We start from the raw sequence: 22,861 nt of genomic DNA on the forward strand, positions 1-22,861 counted from the left end.
ATGCCCCGGCAGTCGCCCTCACCAGCGCAAACACGCCGCAGCACACCACAGACCGCGAACTACGGCTGTAGTACTAGTGCATAGATATCCAGCTCAAGTGCCGTACCCGGAGCAATCGCACCGACCGCCCTCTGCAATGCGATTCTATTACTGTGTTCAGGCGCCCACGTTTGACTAGCGACACTAGAGATCTCAGGCCCCAAATTTTCCTAATATCCATTATTTGCCTAACGGGACAGAAATCGCGTTCGTAGATAAAGCGCTAATCGAAATACCTGCACGAAAAGAATCGACTCTTCCGGATTGGCGGGGCGTGGAACGCGTTCTGCTGACCAACAGGTATAGGTCAGGTTCGTGGTTAGGAGCTTTCATCCTCACATCATCGGCCCCCGGGTCGGGCTGCGTGATTATGTCGATCGTGAGGCCGCCGATCTACCGATCTTGGGACAGTCCCGGCTGCACATCTACGCTACCTCGGTACCGCTACGGGACGACTGAGTGTCCGATGTCGGTCTCCCGAACCGACATTTCCACAATCGCCGCGCCGCGCGCGGCTCACCTGCCGCACCACGACCTGGATTCTGCGCGCGATGCTCGCGACAAGAGAAGTGCGAAGGAGGTTGCTGCGGAGGTCGGGCGGAGTTACAACACTGTCAACAAGCTGGCCCTGGAGGCGGTGAAGGAGGTCGCCCATGCTGAAATTCAGGCCGTTTCCCCTGGCTGCTTCAACGATCAGGAACTGAGGGGCTTCGTCAAGCCATTGATCGCAGCCATTTCACGATTGAAGCCCGCGACGTTGTGAGTATCCAGGTCATGGTACGTGGTTGCCGCCCTAATTATGGCTTCGGCGTTGTCTTCCAGCTTCTTCAGGACGCTATCGATGCTGGTGTGCAGGTGGTTGGAGTACGCTCTCACCGCAGGACCGGCCGTGAACCCTGGGTTGCCTGCTTCGGCGGTAGTAGCCGAGTCGAAATATTGCGCGATGTTGCGGCGCGCTTGGCCTGATAGTGAACTTAGTTGAGCCCCTGTGTCCTTTACGCGTTCAGTGGCGATACTCAGGTCATCATCACTCATGCGATATCCTTCACTCGTTCCCGATGATTCCGCGGTCAAGGTACGCGGGCGGACATTGCGGCAATGCAGGCCCCCCGATATTGTCTGGGACGAACGCTGCCACAGCGACGATGCCCGACGCGATGGTGATCACTATGCCCAGCAAGATGGACCAAGCGCGGGGACGGAGCCGGATGGTCAAGACGGTGCCAGCCCCCGCGATAATGAATGTGCTGATGGAAACCCACTGAGTGATTATCGTGCCGATATGTCTGCGCTCGGCGAGATTAGTCGGCCAGTATACACATGCCGTGGTGCCGAAGTCTGTGGTCCGGGGGGTGACGTTGTAGACCGCAGCGAACACAATCCAACCCACCGTCAACGCAATAGCGGCCAGAATAAGCACAATAGAAGCTCGCCGCTTCCACGAGTGGGCGGAAGTTTCCGGAGTGTGTGCCGTGATCACCATGTAACCCGAGGCTTGACGATCTTGACGATCTGGCCCCCCTCATTCTGCGTAACTTCAGGCATACGCTCGGACAGAGAGTAGTCAGTTGCCGAATCGGTGTGTTGTGTGTACAACACGTCTCCGTCAGGCAGGACGCCAGTGACAATGGCCGCGTGGTGGATATTCCCAGCGGAAATCCCCTCGCTGGGTACCGCCTGGGTTGATTGGAAGTACATGATGTCCCCGGGACGCGCACTCTCCACGGGAACCTCCTCTCCTCCATTATCCATGAAGAAGTCGTGGTTGTTCTGTGCGGCACCCCACGTCGGGGTATGGTACACGCCAGCCATGTGGTTGCCGATTCCGAATGGCAGACGTGTAGCCAACGTGGGGAATATGTTGTTGGCACCGTCAGTTCCGTCATCCCAGTCTTTCTGGCTATTGTGAAGCAAGATTCCGGAATTGGATTTAACTCTCATTCCTCCGCCATATGCCAGTGAGTCGGACACAAAATTAGTACAATTGTCATTGTACTCGTCCAAGCTTGTATTGGCCCAGTTCTTCTGTGCGTAGCGGACTGTGCCCACAGAGCTGTAGCCAAGTCCCGGCCGGTCGATTTGGGCCTTCACCGAGTTGGGAACGCCCTTCAGGTCATAAAGCTCGACGGGGCAAGCCCTCTCTAGGTCGTACTTGTCTTTCGGCGTCAGTTCCTCCCACCATTTCGCAACTTCGCCAGGAGTCAAGCCGTCGGGAAGGGTGTCGCGTATCGACTGGAGTGCATCGACTTCGTTCGAGTTCTGAACGCCTTGCGCTGCTCGAACCCGTGTGGTTGCAGGGTCGGCGCGGTCGGTGCGCCGCAGCGCACCGGTACACAGCTCGTCCGCTTGAGTGGCTGCCTCGATCGCGTCATTGATTACTTGTTGGCTGGTCTTCTGTGCATCGCGTATCAACAGCTCCTCGTTAGGGTCCGGAGGCATGACAGAAGGCAGCTCTACTTGCCCCGACGCCTGGTTGACGGTTAGCCCAGCGCGAGTCGCGATGCCGATTCCAGTGTGAAGTTCCTCCTGAGCGATCGACACAGCGTGCGCCAACGTATCGAGGGGATCCACAGCGGAGCGTGCCAGAATGGCAAGCACCTCGGTCTCGCTTGCGCAGTCGGTCAACGTTTTGCTCGCCATCTCGTAGGCGCTGCCTGACCAGTTTCTCGCAAGTGGCCTTGTGCCGTTGTCGTGAATGTCGTCCTTCATCCGCTCGCAATGCTTCGCCGCAGCAAGCACGTCCTCAGCGACGACGGTCCAGGCGTGCGGGCGTGCGTCGCGCAGCTGGACAAAATTGACCATAAGCCAAGACGGTATCGCAAGTAATAGAACCTAAATCCGACGAAACCGGCGACTGGACACAGTGGTGAGGTATATCACAGACCACTTTTGGTGATGCGAATGGTTGTGGCCCTGGGTGGTGGGGGCGCAGAGACGTTGACTCGTTGAGTGTTTGGCTCGCCTTGTGTCGTGTCGCATGGGCGAGTCCAGTATCGTGTATTGACCAGTGTTGCGTGGGAGATGTTGCCGCCTATTACGACCGCGAAGGATCGATTACGCAGTCGAGGAATAGATGGGTGTGCCTCTGCGGCCCGCACCCTCGACCGCGGCGCCGCCAGGACTCCGGCGGCGCATCCGGCGATGACCAGTGCGGCACCGGCGATCTCGATGCCGCCGGGCACCTCGCCGAGCAGCAGCCAGGCAGCGCTGATGCCGACGACAGGCACCAGCAGTGAAAGCGGTGCGACCCGACTGGCCTCGTACCGTTTCATCAGCATCGTCCACAGTCCGGAGCCGACGATGGTGCCCAACAACACCACGTAGGCGAGTCCGACGAGGGCGATCAGTCCGGATGAGGAGCCCAGGGGTCGTGAGCGACTCGAGGTCGGCAGCGGGGCCCTCGGTGGTAAAGCTCAACGCCAAGAACGGGATCGGCGGCACCACCGACATCCACAGCGTCATCCGCAGCGCGTCGTCGGGCTGGGCCAGGCGGCTGCCGATGTTGCCGAACGCCCACGACAGACCGGCCATGACGGTGAGCACCATCGGGATGACGATGCCCAAGCCGATCGACGAGTGTCCCGCACGGTCGACGCCGATGATGACGATCCCGGCGACGGCCACCGCGATACCGAGGATCTGCGCGGGCACCAGCCGTTCGCGCAGGAAGAACACACCCAGCAGGACGGTGAACGGCGCCGAGGTCTGTAGAACCAGCGAGGCCAGTCCGGTCGGCATGCCGAGTTCCATGGCGAGAAACAGGAACGCGAACTGCCCGAACCCGAACCCCAACGCGTACAGCAGGAACCAGCGCATCCGAATCCGAGGGAATCGGACGAACAGCACCACCAGGACGGCCATCACGCCGAAGCGCAGCGCCGCGAAGAAGAACGGCGGGAAGTGGTCGAGACCCACTCGGATGGCGATGAAGTTGAGGCCCCAGAGAACGACGACGGTCAGGCCGAGCAGGCGGTCGCGAGTGGTCATGGCATCCATCGTCGGGGCGCAGTCGATGAAGCACAATCGAATTCTTTTACATCAACAATTCAGGAATGCTTCACGGTCACCTGTTGTCGCAACCAGGCTGTGGCGGATCCTCGAAAGGTTTCAGCGCCAGCCGAGTCCGGGTGCCACCTCGGTGAGGATCGCCTCGATGACGTGTGCGTTGTAGTCGACGCCGAGTTGGTTGGGCACCGTCAGCAGTAGCGTGTCCGCAGCGGCGATGGCCTCGTCCTCGCGGAGTTGCTCGATGAGTTTGTCGGGCTCGTCGGCGTAGCTGCGGCCGAAGCGTGCCAGACCGCCGTCGATGTGGCCGACCTGATCGGTGCTCGAGCGATCACGTCCGAAGTAGGCGCGATCCATGTCGCTCACCAGCGGGAAGATGCTGCGGCTCACCGACACTCGTGGTTCACGCGGGTGTCCCGCGGCCTTCCAGGCGTCCCGGAAGCGACGGATCTGTTCGGCCTGCAATTCATGGAAGGGCACACCGGTGTCCTCGGTGAGCAGCGTCGAGGACATGAGGTTCATGCCTTGCTCGGCGGTCCATTCGGCGGTCGCGCGGCTGCCGGCACCCCACCAGATGCGGTCGCGCAGCCCTGGTGACTGCGGCTCGATGCCCAGCGGGCCCGGCGGGTTGGGGAACATCGGGGACGGGTTCGGTTCGGCGAAGCGTGCACCGTCGATGACCTTGAGGAAGACGTCGGTGTGGGCGCGTGCCATGTCGGCGTCGGACTGGCCCTCGGCGGGGACATAGCCGAAGTACTTGTAGCCCTCGATGACCTGTTCCGGCGATCCGCGGCTGATCCCGAGCTGCAGCCGGCCGCCCGCGATGAGGTCCGCCGCGCCCGCGTCCTCGGCCATGTACATCGGGTTCTCGTAGCGCATGTCGATGACGCCGGTGCCGATCTCGATGCGGTCGGTCTTGGCGCCGACGGCTGCCAGCAGCGGGAACGGGGAGCCGAGCTGCCGTGCGAAGTGATGCACACGGAAATACGCGCCGTCGGCACCGAGCTCCTCCGCGGCGACGGCGAGGTCGATCGACTGCAGCAGGGTGTCGGCGGCCGTGCGGGTCTGTGAACCCGACGACGGTGACCAGTGTCCGAAGGAGAGGAAGCCGATGTTCTTGCTCATGACACCAGTTAACCGGACTCTGGTCCGGATTGTTCCACGAGGGTGGCCAACCGCGCGAGATCCGCGGCGACCGTCTCGGCGTCACGGTCGAACTCCTCGTCGGAGAGGGCGAGTTGGCGGATGGTGAAGAGCACCTCCGAACCGTCGGGACGTCTCACGCGACGACTGCGCATACCTCCATGATGGATTCCGGGCCTGGCCTCCGTGGGCATTCGAGGCCTTATGATCCCGCCATGGAGGTTCGCCGGCTGCGTCTTCTGCGAGAATTCGCCGATCGTGGATCGATCGGCGCGGTCGCCGATGCACTGCACATGACGCCGTCAGCGGTGTCACAGCAACTCAAGGTGCTGGCCGAGGAGGCCGGGGTGGCGTTGCTCGAACCGGACGGGCGACGTATCCGGTTGACCGGTGCGGGGCAGGCGCTGGTGTTGCGCGCCGACGACGTCATCGCGGCGGTCGAACGCGCACAAGACGAGATGGCGTCGTACCGATCCGGACACGCATCGGTGCGGCTGGCGATGTTCCCGTCCGGTGCGTCGCTGCTGTTGCCCGACGTGCTGACGCGGGCGAAGTCGTCGGGCACCGACGCCTACGCCTTTCACCTCGACGTCGGATATGCCGAGGCGGCAACGGCATTGGCCGATTTCGACATCGTCGTCACCCATCGCGACGAACGCATGCCGACTCGGACGGACCCCCGGGTCGCGGTCACCGAACTGATGCGCGAGCCCCTCGACGTGATCGTCGCGCGCACCTCGGATCTGGCCGCTCACCGACGTGTCACCGTGTCCGAACTCGCCGACCGGGACTGGATCAGCGTGCTCGGCGGATTTCCCGTCGACGATGTGCTCCAGTCGATTTCCGCGTTGACCGGTGTGGCACCGCGGGTGACCCAACGCATGCTCGACTTCGCCACCATCGAGTCGCTGGTCGCCGCCGACCATGGGATCGCGCTGATGCCACGACATGCGGCGCGCGACCCGGGAGTGGTTCGCCTGGAACTCAAAGGAGTTCGGGCGGCACGCGTCTACGAGGCGCTGACGCGTCCGCACCCGCGCGCTGCGATCGCGGCGGTCGTCGACGATCTGGCCGCGGTGGCCGCCGACGTCGCGCGCACGCCGTGAACGGCACCCACCGAGGTGGGCCACAGCATGGCCAGTGCGCCCAGGCGACGGACCGGTTGCGGGTCAACGTATCTCGCGGTAGAGGGCGCGACCGGCGTCGACGATTGCCGGGTGGTCGATGGTCAGTGGTTCGACGCGTTCGAGTGTGGGGCGTTGCCAGCAGCCCAGCACGGTCCAGAAGGGCCGGTGAAATGACCACCACTGCACGGCCTGCCAGCGCCGCCCGTCGATCGCCGCATCGTGTTGAGACCAGATGCGGTGTCCCCATGCCGAAGTGACCGCAAGGTTGCGGGCAACGACCTGGGTAGGCCGCAGCTGCTGCTCGACGAGCCGGTGCGGGTCGTCGAGATCGCACACGCGCAGATCGTCGGGGAGTCTGAACACGGCCAAGGCCCGGCGCGCGCCCGCGATGAACGGGACATCGAACATGTCGTCGGTCCAGCGGGAGAGGTTGCCGAACGACTCGCCGCAAGCGCCGGCGGCTTCGCGCGCCAGATACCACGTGTAGTAGTCGGGATGGTCGACGCGCCCGCCGCGTTGCGGCCGATGCTCATAGAGCGGATGGCCGGGCCTACCCGTTTTGGCGCCGGCGAGATAAGGGAACACTCGATAGACGAGCACGGGTCAGGCGGCCCCGCCCCAGGTCTCGGCATCCAGGGCATCCAAGACGCGTGCGACTCCGTCCTGCTGCAGAACATCGACCGGCCGCGCGCCGTCGAGGAACGCGTTGGGGCTCTCGATCCAGATGGCCGCAGCCTCCGGTCCCCACACCAGCCGCGCGCGGGCGTAGACGTGGTCGAGGTCGATGAGCGCGGCCGCCGCCGCGGGCCCAGGGCGTTCCTTGCCGCTTGCCCATCGGGATGGCTGCGACGGGCTGACCCCGATCAGGGCCGCCAATCGGGCGCCGGAGAACGCGCTGCTGAGCGCTTGCACGCGAAACGCGGCGACGGGGTCATCACCCGCCGAGCCCGGCGACTTCTTCGTCGTGGCACTGCGGCCGCGAGCGGAGCGCTGTTGTCGTACCGGGGTGGAGGGGCGCGTCGTGGTCATGGCCCCATACTACCCAAGGAAAACATTGGGTGGGCGCGGCGACTTGTAAAGCTTCGGCAGGTGGAGCAACTGCGTCTCTGGGGCAGAACTGCTCACGAACATCGCCCGCCGACCGTGGCGGCATCGGAGGCTCTGTGGGTGGCCACGACCGGACACCGCGCCGACGCCCAGGGGCGAGTCCGCCGCGCTCGGCGCTGGTACTGGCGGCCCTGATCATCGTGGCCGGCGTCGCCAACATCAATCTGTCCGTGGCCAACGTGGCGCTGCCGGACATCGGGAAATCGCTCGATGCGAGTTCGACGCAGCTCAATCTCATCGCGGTCGGCTATTCGCTCGGCCTGGCCGCGTCGGTGCTGTACTTCGGTGTGCTCGGCGACCGCCACGGTCGGCGTCGGTTGCTCATCGCGGGCATGCTGCTCACCCTGCCCGCATCGCTCATCGCCGGATTCGCCACCGACCCCGACGTTCTCTTCGGTGCGCGGGTACTCGGCGGCATCGCGGCGGGGCTGGCCTTCCCGACCACGCTGGCGATCATCACCGCGTTGTGGACCGGCGCCCGACGGACTCGCGCGATCGCGGCCTGGTCGGCGGTCGGCGGGGCGATCTCGGCGTGCGGGCCGCTGGTGTCGGGGGCACTGCTGGAGAAGTTCGCCTGGCATTCGGTGTTCTTCGTGACGGTGCCGCTGGCAGTGATCGCCCTCGTCGGCGCGTGGTGGGTGGTGCCCAAGGACGGCGGTGACACCGAGGTCGTCGTCGACAACATCGGGGGCGTCGTGTCGATCGTCCTCGTCGGCGCCACGGTTCTCGCGATCAATCTCGCCCCGCTGCACAACATGGCCACGGCCGTCTGGATCCTCGCCGCGGTTGTGGTGGTCGCGGCGATCCTGTTCGTCTGGCGCCAGTTGCGAATAGCCGTGCCGCTCAAGGACTTCCGGATCGCAGCACGGCCGACGTTCTGGGTGGCGGCGGTCGGCGGCATCGTCATCTTCGGCACGTTGATGGGTGCGATGTACGTCGGGCAGCAGTATCTGCAGAACGCGCTCGGCTATTCGACGCTGGCGGCCGGCGCGATCGTGTTGCCCGCCGCGGCGACGATGGTCGTGGTCCTCGCTGCGCTATTCTCCGGCCCGACTCGGGTGGTCAGCTCACGTCGAAGGCCGGGCTGACACCGGTGATCGTGGTCAGCCGCCCGGACGCCGACTTGGCGTCGCCGAAGTACCGGATCCGGTGACGCCCCTTGGTGCCCTGCGGGATTCGCCACGAGATGGTGATGACCGACGCGGATGCCTGGCCGTCCGGGCGCTTCCAGTCGAGTTCACCGGACGGCCCGTCGTCGTCCTCGGCGGTGACCCAGCGTCCCCCGTCGAAGCGCTCGATCACGTAGTAGCCGTCGCCCGGCCGGGATCCGTCGGCGGCCACGCGATGCACCCGATTGCTCGGATGGGCGCCGGAAAACGATACCGTCGCAGTCTGTCCGGCCGTGTATCGCGGCTTCGGCGCGGTGGTGACGGCGCCGAAGGTGGTGCCGCGCACCGGGCTATCGGCGGGAACCGGGGTGAGCAGCTCGGGTTGCGCGCCGCTGGTGTCGGTGGGCACCGGGCCGGGCGCGAGGCGTCGGCCGGTGGCCATGGCGCGGGCCAGCCGGTCGAACTCCTGCATGTAGGCGCACAGTGTGTACCGGCCGAACAACGTCTCGCCACCCTCGTATTGCTGGGACAGATACTCCTCCGGCGTCGTCACGTATTGGCTGTACGCATTCGAATACCCCTGCATCAGCACATTTTCCAGCGGCACACCGAGAGCGTCGGCGACGACCCGCCGGATCCGCAGACCGGCGACGATGGTGTACTCGGCAGGTCCGCCGGCGAGTACGAGATCGCCGATCCGGATCAACTGGATCGGCAGCACCTGCTGAATCCAGGGCCGAGGTGGCAGATAGCCGAGTGGAAAGAGGTCGAGCTTGGGTGCCTGGATGGCGGTGGCCCACGCGGGCGGGGTGGCGGTGGTGTCGACGCCGAGTGCCCGTGCGAAGGGCAGCACCATGCCCTCGTGCAGGAAGCTCAATTGACTCCGGGTGTTGTCCTCGGTGCTGGTGGCCGCGGCACCGGCGCCCATGATGGCGGGCGTGGTCCGCGCGGGTTTGCCGTCGGGGGTGTAGTGCCCGTCGATGGGCACATCGGCGAGGTCGATGAATCGGTAGGCATAGGAGAGGCCGCCGGTCACCGGCCGCGATGCGGCGAAAGCCCGTTGGCCGGCCCGGTATTGACGCTCACCGATCATCGCGCGGTTGGTGCGGTGATCGCCCGTCGGGCCACCCGGGTGCATCTTGCGCACCCACAGGTTCGGTGTCATGTCGCCGGCATTGGTCTGTGGAAAGGCCGCCACCACTGCGGGATCCGCACTTTCGGCCAGGTACGAGGCAAACCCCTTGTTGTCGCTGGAGATGAGGGTGTTCGCATCGGTCAGCGAGGTGCCGTGGGTGGCGAACCAGGTGATCTCGCCGATCACGCTGCCGGACTGGCGCAGTCGCAGGGAGGTGACCTGCGGGTCGATGTGGTCGGGGAAGTGCTTTTGGTCAGCGGCGGGGTTGCGGACGAACGCCTCCAGCGAACGGTTGGCGCTGGCGTCGTGGAGATCGCTGTGCCCGAGTTCGAGCGTGCCCGGCGCCAGACTGTGATGTGCGGCGGTGATGGCCTCGACGATGCCGTCGACCTCGGCGCGGTATGAATTCTCTTGATGTCCCAGTGCGGCAAGAATATACGCGTAGTCCCAGGCGGTGCCACCACACGAGTTGTGGTTGTGGGTGGCGTTGAGATTGACGTTCTCCTGGGTGTAGATGTTTCCGAAACGTTCGGCGAGGGCCTTCATCACACCGACCCGATGGGACTCGAAGATGCACGCGAGGTCGGCGTTGACGAACGCTACGCGTTTGCCGGTCGCGGCGTCGGCGATGATGTAGGCCCGCGCCCACACCCGCTGCAGCAGTCCGCTGGCGACCTGGGAGAGATCGGAATAGCCCATCATGCCCTGTCCGGCAATGGCTCCGGTGATGTCGCCGCGGCCGGCGCCGACGAGATAGCCCGTCGACGGCGCCGCATGTGCACGCCCGGTGGCGGAAGTCGTTGCGGCGGCGGCCACTCCGAGTGCGGTCACGCCCGCTGCGCCGGCCAGCAGCCCGCGGCGTGACAGTGATGGTGAGTGGGGCGGGGTCGTCATCGTCGGTGGTGTTCCTCTGTGTTGTCGGCGGTCTCCGTAGAAGCTGGATCTGCGAGGGGAATCGCCATGGCGGCGAAGGTGGTTGCCAGAACCGCGATATGCCTGCGCGCGGCGGCACTGTCGCGGTCGGTGAGCCACGACAGTGTCAGCCCGTCGAGCGAGGAGGTCACCATGTGTGCCAGCTCCTCGACGGGCATGCTCCAGCGCAGCTGCATCGTCGTCGCGATGAAGGTCAGGGCGTCGGCGACGGCCGAGCGGTAGGTGGCCCATTGTCGTCGCCCGGCATCGGGGTCATGCCGCATCGCATGGGTGGCGACCTCCAGGAGTGCGATCTCGCGTCTCGGATCACGCTCCAGCAGCCGCAGGTAGGAGTCCATGGCGGTGGTCAGCACCTCATCGACTCCGATGTCGGGCGCCGAGAGCTCGATGCTGAGCAGGGCCCCGAGCCGTTCGGCGCCGGTGATCTCCTCGATGACCGCGCTGATCAGGGCCTCGCGCGAGGAGAAGATGTAGAACAGGGCGCCCTGTGGCATGCCCGCCTCGCCCACGATGGCGCGTGTCGACGCAGCGGCGAGCCCGTCGCGCGCGATCACCCGGATCGCGGCATCGATCAGCTCGGTACGTCTCTCGTCGAACGTCATCCGGCGCATCGAGAACCCCCACTCCGAACTCGCGCCCGCGAGTTGACCACATGATCAGTTGATCGTTTGGTCAACCATGCCGCACCGATGACGATCTGTCCCGGCAACCGAGATATTTTCTCGGCACCGTCGGGGATTCGGCGGTGTATCGAGCGTTGGCCTGCGGTCGGTAGCCTCGTCGGCAGACCCTTTGGGTGAGAAGTACACCGCGACGAAATATAACGTGCAGCTATAGCGACGGCCGCGACGATAATCGTCACGGCCGTCGCTATAGGTGCACGTTATATTTCGTCTGCCGCGGCCATCACGGCGTGACGATGGCGAAGTCCGTGTCGGGGGAGTCCAGGTAGCCGGCGAGACTCGTGAAGAGCGTGGCGTCGCCGTCTATCTGGATGAGGCCGTCGGCCACGGCCTGTTGGGTGTCGGCACCGGCCAAGATGATGCCCAGTAGTGCTGGGCGGGTACCGCTGATCGTGAGTCCGGCCGACGCCGCGGCGGCGTCGATATCGTGATGCACGAGCACGCCGTTACGCAATTCGCTGCGGTAGAAACGGTTTTCATCGGTGATGCGCCAGTCGATGACGATGTGCGCGTCCCATGCCGCCGGACCGTTGACGCGCAACGCCACCGCGTCGAACAGCTGCTCCACCGTCAGCGCGGCGGCGATGTCGGGGGCGGCCGCGGTGGTCGGGGTGCCGATGGGGCCGTGGCGGAGCTCGTAGGCGCCCATCAGGTAGAAGTTGCGCCAGGTGCCGTTCTCCGATCCGTACCCCAGCTGTTCGAGGGTGTCGGCCTGCAGGGCCTTCGCGGCTGCGTTGTCGGGGTCGGCGAAGATGACGTAGTTGAGTACGGTGGCGACCCAGCGGAAATCGCCATCGTCGAACGACTTTCGTGCCTTCTCGAGCACCGCATCGGCGCCGCCCATGAACTCGACGTGCCGGACGGCCGACTCGACCGGCGGATGCTCCCACAAGTGAGCCGGATTGCCGTCGAACCACCCCATGTACCGCTGGTAGATGGCTTTGACGTTGTGGCTCACCGAACCGTAGTAGCCGTGGGTGTGCCAGGCGTTCGCCAGCGTGGGCGGGAGTTCGATGTCCTCGGCGATCTCGAGACCGGTCCGACCCTGATTGAGAGCGCGCAGCGTCTGGTCGTGCAGATAGCCGTACAGATCACGTTGCAGAGCAAGGAATTCGGTGAGATCGTCGGTGCCCCAGGTGGGCCAGTGGTGCGACGCGAACAGCACGTCCGAGCGGCCGGCGAACGTGTTGATGGCCTCGGTGAGATACTTCGACCACACGTGGGGGTCGCGCACCAGCGCTCCGCGCAGGGTCAGCAGGTTGTGCAGGGTGTGCGTGGCGTTCTCGGCCATGCACAGTGCCCGCATCTGCGGGAAGTAGAAATTCATCTCCGCGGGGGCCTCGGTGCCCGGGGTCAGCTGGAATTCGATCTGGACCCCGTCGAGCGTCTCGGTGTGGCCGGTGACGGAGATGTCGCGGGTCGGCACGATCAACGTGGCCGTACCTGTCGACGTCGACTGACCCAACCCCGCACCGATCGCGCCGCGCGGACCCCGCGGCAGTGCCGCGCCATACATGTACGCGGAACGACGGCCCATAGCCGTTCCGGCGTAGACATTTTCGGCCACCGCATGTTCGACCATCCCGGCGGGCGCGAGAACCACGCAGTCGCCGGCGTCGACGGCCTCCTGGGTCGTCACCCCCTTGACACCGCCGAAGTGGTCGATGTGTGAATGCGTGTAGATGACCGCGACCACCGGACGGTCACCGCGGTGGCGCCGGTAGAGGGCCAGCCCCGCCGCGGACGTCTCCTGGGAGATGAGCGGGTCGATCACGATGACGCCCGTATCGCCCTCCACGATCGTCATGTTGGAGAGATCGAAGCCGCGGATCTGGTAGATGCGATCGGTGACCTCGTACAGGCCGTGCTTGGCCACCAGGCCGGATTGCCGCCAGAGACTCGGGTTGGCGGTGGGTGGGCAGTCGTCGCCCAGGAAGGAGAATTCGGCACAGTCCCAGACCGCGGCGCCGTCGGCATCGGGGATGATCGGCGAGTCGAGGGCAGCGACGAATCCGCGGTCCGCGGCGGTCTGGTCGGCGGTGTCGCCAAAGGGAAGCGTCGAACGGAGCTGGTCATTGGCCCGGGAAATGCTCGGGTCGGCTTCACGGGTATCTGTCATGTCAGTCACCTTCACCTCGGGATTGCGGGTATCAGCCGTGCTGCCCCAGCCTTGTGTCGCACGTAGGTGGTGTCAACACCCGCATGGGGTGAAAACGCGGTGCTCGGTCGGTGGTGATCTCAGTTGGCCGACTCCCGGCTGCCGGTGGTGTGGACGACCACGAGCTGCGGGTCCCACGGCACCAGACCGTCAACGGTTCGTTGCAGCGAATCGATCGGGGGTAACGCTCCAGGGGACAGCACGTTCACCGTCACGGTGTCGCCGCTCCAGACCACATCGGTCACCTCGGCCGACGCAACACCGGCGGAATCGAGCCAGTCGCGGGTGGCGTCGGCGACCTGCCCGGCCCACAGGGAGGTGAGTGAATTGATCACCATCGGCACCGCGACGGCGACCAGCGCGACGAGCAACACGGTGTAGGCGCGTGCCCGGCGCGGCCTCGGCGTACCGACAGTCCCGGCCGTATCGGTCCGTGCGATTCCGGCGACCGTGAACACGATGACGGCGGTGATGACCATTGCCACCACATTCGAGGCGAACAGCACGAAGGCGCCGAGCGCCAACGAGGGCGCCCCCGACCCCAGACATACCCCGACCACTCCGAGCGGTGGTACCAGGCTGATGGCGATCGCCACCCCCGGCAGTACGTCACCGACGTCGCGGCGGGTCACCGCGACGGCACCGACGAGCCCGGTCGCCAACGCGGCGACGAGGTCCACCACAGTCGGTGAGGTGCGGCCCTGCACCTGCGAATTGGTGAGCACGTTGGTGGGATTGGGCAACACCTGGGCGAACAGCACACCGAGTACGGTCACCACGACGACGCCGGCAAGGACATAGGCCACGCTCGTTGCCACCAGCCGTCCACGGCCACTGACGATGCCCAGGCCGATGCCGAGAATCGGAGTCGACAGTGGCGCAACGATCATGGCACCGATGACGGTGGCGGTGCTGTCGCCGATCACGCCGGCGACCGCGATGATCGCCGACAAGGTCAGCATGATCCAGAATGCCGACTGCTTCGACCGGACGTCACCGGAATTCAGGTCGAGGCGGTCGACGAGCTCGTCGAGTGTTCGGCGTTGCCGTTCTGGGATGAGGTGCGCCGCGATGCCGAACACGATGCCTCCTCCGCACGGCCGGGCACGACTGCCCGAGTGGCGATATCAGCCGAGAATAGGTAGTCGGCGCGGCCCGTTCACGCACAACGTGCGGAATCGGCGGCCTGGGATCGGCAATTCACCCCGAAGGTATGACAGCTCAGCTGCGACAGATGCTTACCTTTGCGTGATGACACGCTGGTCGGTACTGATCATCTTGTGTGCCGCACAGTTCATCATGGTGCTGGATACCACGGTGATGAACGTGTCGGTCGCCGATGTCGTCGCCGATCTCGACACCTCGATCACGCAGGTGCAGTTGGCGATCACGCTCTACACACTCGTCATGGGTTCGTTCATGTTGCTCGGCGGACGCCTCGGAGACATTTTCGGCCGCAAACGGATCTTCGGTGTCGGACTCCTCGTCTACGGCGCCGGTTCGCTGATCACCGCGTTCAGCCCGTCGCTCGGGTGGCTGTTGTTCGGCTGGTCTTTCGTCGAAGGTGCCGGGGCGGTGCTGGTGATGCCGGCGATCATCTCGCTGACCGCGACCAACTACACCGGCAAGGACCGCGCCACCGCATATGGTGCGCTCGGCGGAATCGCCGCCGCCGGTGCCGCCGCCGGCCCGCTGATCGGCGGGTGGGTGACCGAGGCGCTGACGTGGCGGGTGGTCTTCGGCGCCGAAACGGTCGTGTGTGTCGGGGTGGTGGCGTGCCTGCGCCTGATCACCGACGGCAAACCCGACCCGAATCGGGAAATCGACTGGGGCGGAGCGGCGTTGTCATCACTCGGACTCGGTCTGGTGGTGCTGGGATTGCTGCAGGCGGGCACCTGGGGGCTGTTCCGGCCGACGGGCGCGCTCACCGTCGCCGGGCACGAGATCACCCCGTTCGGTTTCTCGGTCGTTCCGTTCATGATCGCGGCGGGCCTGTTCGTGCTGGCGTGCTTCCTCCGCTGGGAGCGCCGCCGGATCAAGGGCGGGCACAAGCCGCTGATGAATCCGGCTCTCTTGCGGCGGCTGCAGTTGCGCAATGGTCTGGTGATGCTCGTCGCGCAGCAGACGATCATCGGCGGGGTGTTCTTCGTCATCCCGATCTACTTGCAATACGTGCTGGGCCACAACGCTTTCGAGACGGGGATCAGGCTGGCACCGATGTCGATCGCCATGCTGATTGCGGCGTTCTCCGGACCTGTTCTGGGACACAAGCTCTCACCACGGGCGATCGTCACATCCGGTCTCGTCCTCGTCGTCATCGGTTCGGTGATCCTGGTGTCGACGATCGAACCGGAGCTGAACGGCGCCCTGTTCGCGGTGGGCATGGCGATCTTCGGCGCCGGCTTCGGTTTCGTTGCCTCGCAACTCGGCAACGTGATCATGTCGTCGGCGAAGGACAGCGAGCGCGGTGAGGCGGGCGGACTGCAGGGTACCGCCCAGAACATCGGCATGTCCGTCGGTGTGGCGATGATCGGTGCACTGCTCATCAGCGCACTCGGTGCCGGTTTCGACCATGCGGCGCAGAGCGATCCGGCAATCTCGGCGCAGACGAAGGCGGTCATCGCCACCGAGACCGACGACGGGATCGACATCCTCGCACGTGATCAGCTCGACGACGTGGCCGCCGCCCACCACGTCCCGGCGTCGGAGGTGAATGCCCTGATCGACCACTACGTCGACGCGCAGCTCATGGCCATCAAGGCGGCCCTGCTGCTGGCGATCGTGTTCGCGGCGTTCGGGTTGCTCATCGCCCAGCGGTTGCCCCGGGTGCCCGGCGTCCAGCTGGGAACGGTGACCGGTGCCGCGGCCGCGTAGCCGAACAGTCGCCGTCTCGTCAGCGTGCGGCAACTCCGACGACACGTACCGCTCCCCGACGGTTGGTGACCCCGAGCTTGCGGTAGAGCGACCGGCAGTGCGTTTTGAGGGTGTTCGGTGAGATGAACAGCGCATCGGCGATCTCGTTCACCGTCATCGGCATCCGAAGGTATTCGAGCACCTCGTGCTCGCGTCTGGTCAGCGGGCTCGAGACACCGGCGGAGCGGTGCGACAACGACATTCGCCGAGACAGGGCTTCTGCGAGGAAGAGCGGGGCCGAGCCGCGGGACACGTGCGCGTCGAGGAGCTCGGTGGTCGCAAGATCGGTGTTGTCCAAGAACGGCAGCATGATGCGCTCCGGCTCGGCAACCGCCAGCGACTTTCCGAGCAGCCGATGTGCCCGGTCGCGGTCGCCGGACTGCCAGGCGATCACGGCGTGCGTCAACGAAGCATAGGCGCGAACATAGGACGGCAGTTCCGGCGCCTCGAGGCCCTCGAGGAAGCGCCGCGACCAATCGAGTTCACCGAGCCGGCGCAGCATGCCCGCGAACAAGGCCCGGGAGACCGGCACTGCGGGGATCTGCTCGATCTCGGTGGCCATCCGTCGGACCGTGTCACCGTCGCCCTTGAATTCGGCAGCCCGGGCGAGTGCCAGACGCCGGTACACCGGCCAGGGCACGCCGTGCAGGAATTCATCGGCCACCGACTCCGCGCCGGTCTCCGCGTCGGGCAGCGCGGTGCCGTCGTGCAGAACGGCCGCGGTGATCACGCGGTACAACCGGGCGAGCGGCGGATAGCCGTCCATCGTTCGGGACTGCGTGTCCCGCGAGAAGAATTCCAGTGCGGTGTCGAGCTCGCCCGTCCAGAAATTGAACCAGCCGCGCGTGAAATTGCTTATCCCGACGTCGTAGTAGTCCCATTCGCCGCCATCTCGGCCGCGATCGGCGGACGCGCTGATCGTCTCGGCGGTCTCGGTGAACCGGCCGGCGAAGGCCAGGGCGAACGCGTGGTTGCTCTCGGCGCGCTGCGCGAGGGTGGCGAGTCCGGCGGCGCGGCATTCCTCGATCGCCGTGCGTATCAAGGCCACACCGCGGTCGGCGTCGCTCCGGAGCCGGGGTGCCGTCCAACCGACCACGAATGCGCAACCGGCACGCAGACCGGGACGCATGTGCTCGACGGCCACCGGATCGTCGAGTATTGCGACAACCCGATCATGGGCGGCCACCAGGCAGGTGTGATCGTTCGCGTAGAGGATCGTTGTCAGCGCGGCGGTCAGCTCGAGCCGCGCGTCCGGCCCGCGCTCGAACTGCGCGCACGCGTCATCGAACAATCGGCGGGCACCGAGCATGTCCCCGCGGATCGCCCGGCAGCAGGCCCGGATGAACGTCAGGTGGCACAGATGGGCCGGATTGTCGGTGTGTTCGGCGAGCGACGTCGCGGTCGCCTCGGTCGGCGTGGCACCCGAGGAGATGACCAGGCCGACCCAGTTGTCGACGAGGATGTCGACGGCGCGTCCGGCATCGTCGGCGAGCAGCGACAGCCGGGCGGCGAGCAGGGGATCGGTATCGCGCAGGTGTTCGGCGGCGGACTCGCGCGCCTTGCGTTGCCGGTCCGGATCGGTGCGCGTCAGGACCCGCCGACAGTGTTCGACGAACAGCGAATGCCACGCGTAGACGGTCGTCGATCGGGCGGTGTCGCTGTAGCGGCTCAGGAACAACCCCCGGCGGACACACTCCTCGATCAGTGCGGCGGCATCGGAGCGACCGGTCAGGGTGGTGGCGAGTTCGGTATCGAACCGCGCGGTGGTGGTCGTGTCGAGAATGAACTCCGAGAGTTCGGTCGGCAGGGGCGCGAGGATCTCGTCGGCGACGTAGTCGGTCAGCAGCGACTCGGGATCGCCGCCGTCCAGCGATGCAGCCCGGCCGCCCATGCGGGACGCGTAGACCGCAATGGGCCAGCCACCGGTGGCGGTCCACACATGGCCCGGATCGAATTGCGGTCCGGCATCGACGCAGGCACGCTCGACCTCGTCGAGGGTGAACGTGAGTTCCGACGCGCCGATCACCCCGCACACACCATGCAGGATCGCGCGGCTGACGCTGCGGCTCAACGTGCTGTGCCCGATCAGCACGATCGACAACCGCGCCGGACCGTGCTCCAGCAGGTCCGCGATGGCCGGATCGGCGAGCGCGTCGGCCGCGCGGTGGGCGTCGTCGAGGACCAAGACGACGCGCTGACCGATCTCGTCCACCGTGGCGGCGAATCCGGCCGGGCTCGTCGATGTCGAAGGAGTGTGCAGTGCGGCGACGGCCGGGTGGTCGCGTAGCTGCGGCAACCGGCTGACGGAGCTGATCATCCCGCGGAGTAGCTCACCTGGGTCGTTCTCGGTGTGTGGGACCGACAACCACGCCACCGGGAGGTCGCTCGATCGTGCCCAGTCGGCGACGGCCACGGTCTTGCCGTGTCCCGACGGGGCGTTCACCGCCACGACACGGTGGCGGCCGAGCAGGTCGGCCAGCCGATCACTGAGTCGTTCACGCTCGATGGTGTCGGGCCGTGGCCGCGGGATCGCGGTGAGGTACCACGGGACGGGCTGCCACATCGACGACGAATCCACTACGCCCCCTGTCTTCCCTCGAACGCCCCGTTGTGGTTGCATCCCGAACCTCGAAGTTCCGATGAGCAATCGGTGCGGTGAAGTCTAGGCCACCCGACGCCGTGTCACTATTCGGATCGGAGGTGGTCGGGTCATCCGTCCGTTGCTGTCGCGAGATCACCGTGCGGGCCCGGCACATGTAACGGTGGCCGGCTGAGTACGTTGATCAGAGTGGACTTCAGAATATTTACCGAACCCCAGCAAGGCGCCGACTACGATCAGCTGCTCGCCGTCGCCAAGGCGACCGAGCACCTCGGATTCGACGCGTTCTTCCGGTCGGATCACTTTGGCGCGATGGGGGATGGCGATGGTCTTCCAGGGCCGACCGACGCGTGGGTGACGCTGGCCGGACTGGCCCGGGAGACCAGTCGCATCCGGCTGGGCACGCTGGTCACCTCGGCGACCTTCCGCCTTCCTGGCCCGCTGGCGATCTCGGTGGCGCAGGTCGACCAGATGAGTGGTGGGCGTGTCGAATTCGGGCTCGGCTCCGGGTGGTTCGAGGACGAGCACCTCGCCTATGGCATTCCGTTCCCGTCGGTGGGGGAGCGTTTCGACCGGTTCGAGGAATCGCTCGAGATCATCACCGGGCTCTGGGGCACGCCGGTCGGCGAGTACTTCGACCACGATGGCCGCTACTACTCGTTGAAGAACTCGCCGGCGCTGCCCAAGCCGGTGCAGACGCCGCGTCCGCCGATCATCATCGGCGGGAAGGGCAAGGCCCGTACCCCGGCCATCGCCGCGCGCTTCGCCGACGAGTTCAACATCCCTTTCGAGCCCGTTGACGTCGTCGCCGCACAGTACGACAGGGTGCGCTCGGCGTGTGCTGCGGCCGGGCGCGACGCCGACGAGCTCACCTACTCGGTGGCCCTCGTGTTGTGTTGCGGCCGAACCGAAGACGAGATCGCGCGGCGTGCACAGGCCATCGGCCGTGACGTCGCCGAGCTACGGGAGAACGGTGCCGCAGGCACGCCCGACGAGGTGGTCGAGGCCATCGGCCGGTACCGCGACATCGGCGTGAGCCGTGTCTACCTGCAAACGCTCGATCTGTCCGACCTCGATCACCTCGACCTGGTCGCGAAAGAAGTTGTGCCGCAGCTCGGTTAGCATCCCGACGGCACCACCCTCGGCTCGGACGCGAACGCGCGGCGTACCCGGACTCCGGATACGCCGCGCGTTCTTGTGTATTCAGTTGTGGTGCATTACCGAAGGGGTGACCTCACGGCACCGACGGGCGGTCGACGCCGAGTTGGATGTCGACGTTGGTGCGTTCACCGGTGACGATGCGCGCCTGCACTGCGGTCGGCTCATACATGTTGGCCACCAACGTGAACTGGGTGTCGGTGAGCCCCTCGATGCGGTAGCGGCCGTCGTTGTCGGTGGTGACCGACGCGACGATCGTCTGATCCGGACCGATCGCCGAGACGGTCGCCCCGGCGAGCGGACTGCCGTCGACGGTTCGCACCGTGCCCTGCACGCCACCGGTCGCCGTCAGCACGATCTCGGCCTCGCCACCCACGCCGGACTCGACGGTGATGAGCTGGCTCGACGGCTGATAGCCGGGCGCCGACGCGGTCACTGCCACGGTGTCGCCGACGGTGAGTCCCGTGATCGTGAACCGGCCGTCCGAACCGGCGTGCGCATTGGCGACGACCGCACCCGACTGGTCGGTGACGACCAGGTTCGCGGGCAGCGGACGCTGGGCGTCACGCACCGAACCACGCAGTGCCGCACCACCTCCGAGCGTGAAGTCACGCCGGAACACCAGCTCGCCGACGACCGAGACGGCCAGTGCCCGCGGCGCCAGTCCGGGAGCGGTGGCGATCACCGTGTACGTGCCGTCCGGCAGGTCGGTGACCGCGTAGGAACCGTCGTGATGTACGGCGGTGGCTCCGATCTGATGGCCACGCAGATCGGTGACGGTGATCGCCGCATCGACGGCGGGTTTGCCGTCGGTGGAGGTGATCAGTCCGGCGATCCGTGGCCGCACCGACGTGCTGCCGGCTTCACCGGTGGAGGTGAGACGGTGCCGTGGTGCGGCGGCCGCGCGGGTGGATTCCGTCTCGGTGACCAGCTCGGCCGGGGTACCGAACCCGGCGTCGGCGGCAACCGCCGCCAATTCTGCTCCGACTGTCTCCGGGACTGCCGGCTTCTTCGACGAACCGGTGAACAGTGAGGCGATGCCGCCGATGACGCAGCAGATCAGGGCGAAGGTGAACGCGGCGGTCAGACCGTCGGAGAACGGATCGCTGATCAGGTGCGGGAAGAAGTCGAGCCCGGTGAGGTGATCGACAGTTGCGCTCGGAAGCCCGTTCAGCGCTTGCCCGGCAACGTGCTGAATGGGGTTGTAGCCGAGGAAGGCGGCGAACAGGATACCGACGGTCGGGATGTGTGCGATGCCGTTCGCGGCCTGCGCCGGCATGCCGTTCTGCGTCAGACCGCTGAACATCGCGTCGGGCAGGTGAGCGCTGAGGCCGGCGATCATCAGCGAGAAGAACAGGCCGATGGAGAGCACCATCGCGGCGTTCTGGAACGTCGTCATCATCCCGGCGCCCGAGCCGCGAGAGTTGACCGGCAGGCTGTTCATCACCTCGGCGCGGTTGGGCGAGGCGAACAAGCCCATGCCGATGCCGTTGATGAGCAGGATCAGTGCGAAGACCCAGTAGTTGAAGTCGACGGGGATCGCGATCAAAGCGGCGAAGGTGCCTGCGGTGATGAACATGCCCAGCGTGGTGAACCACTTGGTACCGAGCTTGTCCGAGAGCGCGCCGGAGACGGGTGCGCTGAGCAGGAAGCCGATGGTCATGGGGACCATGTAGATGCCGGCCCACAGCGGGGTTTGCGAGTAGTCGTAACCGTGCTGGGGCAGCCAGATTCCCTGCAGCCAGATGATCAGGATGAACTGCAGACCACCACGGCCGATCGACGCCATCAGATTGGCGAGGTTACCGAAGGCGAACGAGCGGTCCTTGAACAGCGACAATTCGAAAAGTGGACTGGCCACGCGGGTTTCGATGAGCACGAAGATGGCCAGCACGATGACGCCACCGATCAGGCCGGTCAGCACCCAGGGGTTGGACCAGCCCATGTTGGAGCTGCCGTAGGGCTGGATGCCGTAGGTGATGGCGACCAGGATCGCGATCAGGCCGATCGCGAAGGTGGCGTTGCCCCACCAGTCCATCTTGGCGTGCTTGCGTTCGCCGAGGTCGTGCAGCTTCAGGTAGGCCCAGATGGTGCCGATGACACCGAAGGGCACCGAGACCAAAAAGATGTAGTGCCACTGGATCGGGGCGAGCAGGCCGCCGATGAGCAGGCCGAGGAACGAGCCGGCGATGGCGGCGACACCGTTGATGCCCATGGCCAATCCGCGCTGGTTGGCAGGGAAGGCGTCGGTGAGGATGGCCGAGGAGTTGGCCATCAGGAACGCGCCGCCGACGCCCTGGACGATGCGCCAGACGATCAGCCAGATGGCCGCCGCACTGCCGTCGAACCAGGTGATCGCCAAGAAGACCGAGGAGATGGTGAAGACGGCAAAGCCCATGTTGTACATGCGCGCTCGGCCGAACATGTCACCGAGGCGGCCGAAGCTCACCACGAGAACGGCGGTGACGACGAGGAAGCCCATCATCATCCACAGCAGATAGCTGGTGTTCTGCGACTCCAGCGGGTCGAGGTGGATGCCCTTGAAGATGTCGGGCAGTGCGATCAGCACGATCGAGGAATTGATGGTGGCGATCAGCATGCCCAACGTGGTGTTGGACAGCGCGATCCACTTGTAGTGGGGGCCGAGTTCTTCCAGCGTCCGGTGCCTGGACCGACGTGGTGGTCCGGCAGCGGCGCCGGCCTCGGCGACTGCTTGGTTGGACATGTGTTGCCTTTCAGATCAATACGTCAC

Annotated in this window: 15 protein-coding genes and 2 pseudogenes; 5 read left to right on the forward strand and 12 right to left on the reverse strand. The window is 65.7% G+C overall.

The window, feature by feature from the left end; genetic code table 11:
• Positions 1-505 precede the first annotated feature (505 nt).
• Positions 506-802, forward strand: a complete 297-nt coding sequence (locus ACLQ3C_RS15540) for a hypothetical protein (protein WP_425705987.1) — start codon at positions 506-508, stop codon at positions 800-802.
• Positions 803-1,515: 713 nt separating this feature from the next.
• Here the strand turns inward: ACLQ3C_RS15540 and ACLQ3C_RS15545 are convergent.
• From ACLQ3C_RS15545 to ACLQ3C_RS15560, 4 genes and pseudogenes are all read right to left on the reverse strand, one after another.
• Positions 1,516-2,841, reverse strand: a complete 1,326-nt coding sequence (locus ACLQ3C_RS15545) for an amidase domain-containing protein (RefSeq protein ID WP_425705988.1) — start codon at positions 2,839-2,841, stop codon at positions 1,516-1,518.
• Positions 2,842-2,915: 74 nt separating this feature from the next.
• Positions 2,916-4,026: pseudogene (locus tag ACLQ3C_RS15550) on the reverse strand (EamA family transporter).
• Positions 4,027-4,146: 120 nt separating this feature from the next.
• On the reverse strand, positions 4,147-5,169 hold the full coding sequence (locus tag ACLQ3C_RS15555; RefSeq protein ID WP_425705989.1) for an LLM class flavin-dependent oxidoreductase: 1,023 nt from the start codon (positions 5,167-5,169) through the stop codon (positions 4,147-4,149).
• An 8-nt stretch (positions 5,170-5,177) separates the two neighbouring features.
• On the reverse strand, positions 5,178-5,327 hold the full coding sequence (locus tag ACLQ3C_RS15560) for a hypothetical protein (protein ID WP_425705990.1): 150 nt from the start codon (positions 5,325-5,327) through the stop codon (positions 5,178-5,180).
• Between the two features lie 75 nt (positions 5,328-5,402).
• Between ACLQ3C_RS15560 and ACLQ3C_RS15565 the strand changes: the two genes are divergently transcribed.
• Positions 5,403-6,293 (forward strand): LysR family transcriptional regulator, encoded by an 891-nt coding sequence (locus ACLQ3C_RS15565; RefSeq protein ID WP_425705991.1) that lies wholly within the window; start codon positions 5,403-5,405, stop codon positions 6,291-6,293.
• A gap of 63 nt (positions 6,294-6,356) precedes the next feature.
• Here the strand turns inward: ACLQ3C_RS15565 and ACLQ3C_RS15570 are convergent, their stop codons facing one another.
• Positions 6,357-6,914 (reverse strand): RES domain-containing protein, encoded by a 558-nt coding sequence (locus ACLQ3C_RS15570; protein ID WP_425705992.1) that lies wholly within the window; start codon positions 6,912-6,914, stop codon positions 6,357-6,359.
• A gap of 3 nt (positions 6,915-6,917) precedes the next feature.
• Positions 6,918-7,343: an antitoxin Xre/MbcA/ParS toxin-binding domain-containing protein gene (locus ACLQ3C_RS15575; protein WP_425705993.1), complete on the reverse strand. Its 426-nt coding sequence runs from the start codon at positions 7,341-7,343 to the stop codon at positions 6,918-6,920.
• Positions 7,344-7,537: 194 nt separating this feature from the next.
• Between ACLQ3C_RS15575 and ACLQ3C_RS15580 the strand changes: the two are divergent.
• Positions 7,538-8,494 (forward strand): annotated as a pseudogene (locus ACLQ3C_RS15580) (MFS transporter); the annotation flags it as partial.
• Here the strand turns inward: ACLQ3C_RS15580 and ACLQ3C_RS15585 are convergent.
• The 4 genes from ACLQ3C_RS15585 to ACLQ3C_RS15600 form a co-directional block, all read right to left on the reverse strand.
• The gene (locus tag ACLQ3C_RS15585) at positions 8,484-10,559 is read right to left on the reverse strand and encodes a neutral/alkaline non-lysosomal ceramidase N-terminal domain-containing protein (RefSeq protein WP_425705994.1); all 2,076 of its coding nucleotides are present in this window, start codon (positions 10,557-10,559) and stop codon (positions 8,484-8,486) included. The pseudogene ACLQ3C_RS15580 and the gene ACLQ3C_RS15585 overlap by 11 nt on opposite strands.
• Positions 10,556-11,200: a TetR/AcrR family transcriptional regulator gene (locus ACLQ3C_RS15590; RefSeq protein ID WP_425705995.1), complete on the reverse strand. Its 645-nt coding sequence runs from the start codon at positions 11,198-11,200 to the stop codon at positions 10,556-10,558. Before ACLQ3C_RS15590 ends, ACLQ3C_RS15585 begins: the two co-directional genes overlap by 4 nt.
• 304 nt (positions 11,201-11,504) lie before the next feature.
• Complete coding sequence (locus ACLQ3C_RS15595) at positions 11,505-13,400, reverse strand: alkyl/aryl-sulfatase (RefSeq protein ID WP_425705996.1); 1,896 nt, start codon at positions 13,398-13,400, stop codon at positions 11,505-11,507.
• A 119-nt stretch (positions 13,401-13,519) separates the two neighbouring features.
• Positions 13,520-14,521 (reverse strand): TIGR00341 family protein, encoded by a 1,002-nt coding sequence (locus ACLQ3C_RS15600; RefSeq protein WP_425705997.1) that lies wholly within the window; start codon positions 14,519-14,521, stop codon positions 13,520-13,522.
• Between the two features lie 169 nt (positions 14,522-14,690).
• On the opposite strand from ACLQ3C_RS15600, the gene ACLQ3C_RS15605 reads away from it, so the two are divergent.
• Complete coding sequence (locus ACLQ3C_RS15605; RefSeq protein ID WP_425705998.1) at positions 14,691-16,313, forward strand: MFS transporter; 1,623 nt, start codon at positions 14,691-14,693, stop codon at positions 16,311-16,313.
• A 19-nt stretch (positions 16,314-16,332) separates the two neighbouring features.
• Here ACLQ3C_RS15605 and ACLQ3C_RS15610 read toward each other — a convergent pair whose 3' ends face one another.
• Entirely contained in the window at positions 16,333-18,915 is a 2,583-nt protein-coding gene (locus tag ACLQ3C_RS15610; RefSeq protein WP_425705999.1) for a LuxR C-terminal-related transcriptional regulator, read from the reverse strand.
• 225 nt (positions 18,916-19,140) lie between these two features.
• On the opposite strand from ACLQ3C_RS15610, the gene ACLQ3C_RS15615 reads away from it, so the two are divergent.
• A complete protein-coding gene (locus ACLQ3C_RS15615; RefSeq protein ID WP_425706000.1) occupies positions 19,141-20,073 on the forward strand; it encodes an LLM class F420-dependent oxidoreductase in 933 nt (310 codons plus the stop codon).
• 112 nt (positions 20,074-20,185) lie between these two features.
• Here ACLQ3C_RS15615 and ACLQ3C_RS15620 read toward each other — a convergent pair whose 3' ends face one another.
• A complete protein-coding gene (locus ACLQ3C_RS15620; protein ID WP_425706001.1) occupies positions 20,186-22,834 on the reverse strand; it encodes an MFS transporter in 2,649 nt (882 codons plus the stop codon).
• Between the last annotated feature and the right edge of the window lie 27 nt (positions 22,835-22,861).

It is taken from the genome of Gordonia sp. DT30 (genome assembly GCF_049844915.1).
In the GTDB taxonomy this organism is placed as follows: domain Bacteria; phylum Actinomycetota; class Actinomycetes; order Mycobacteriales; family Mycobacteriaceae; genus Gordonia.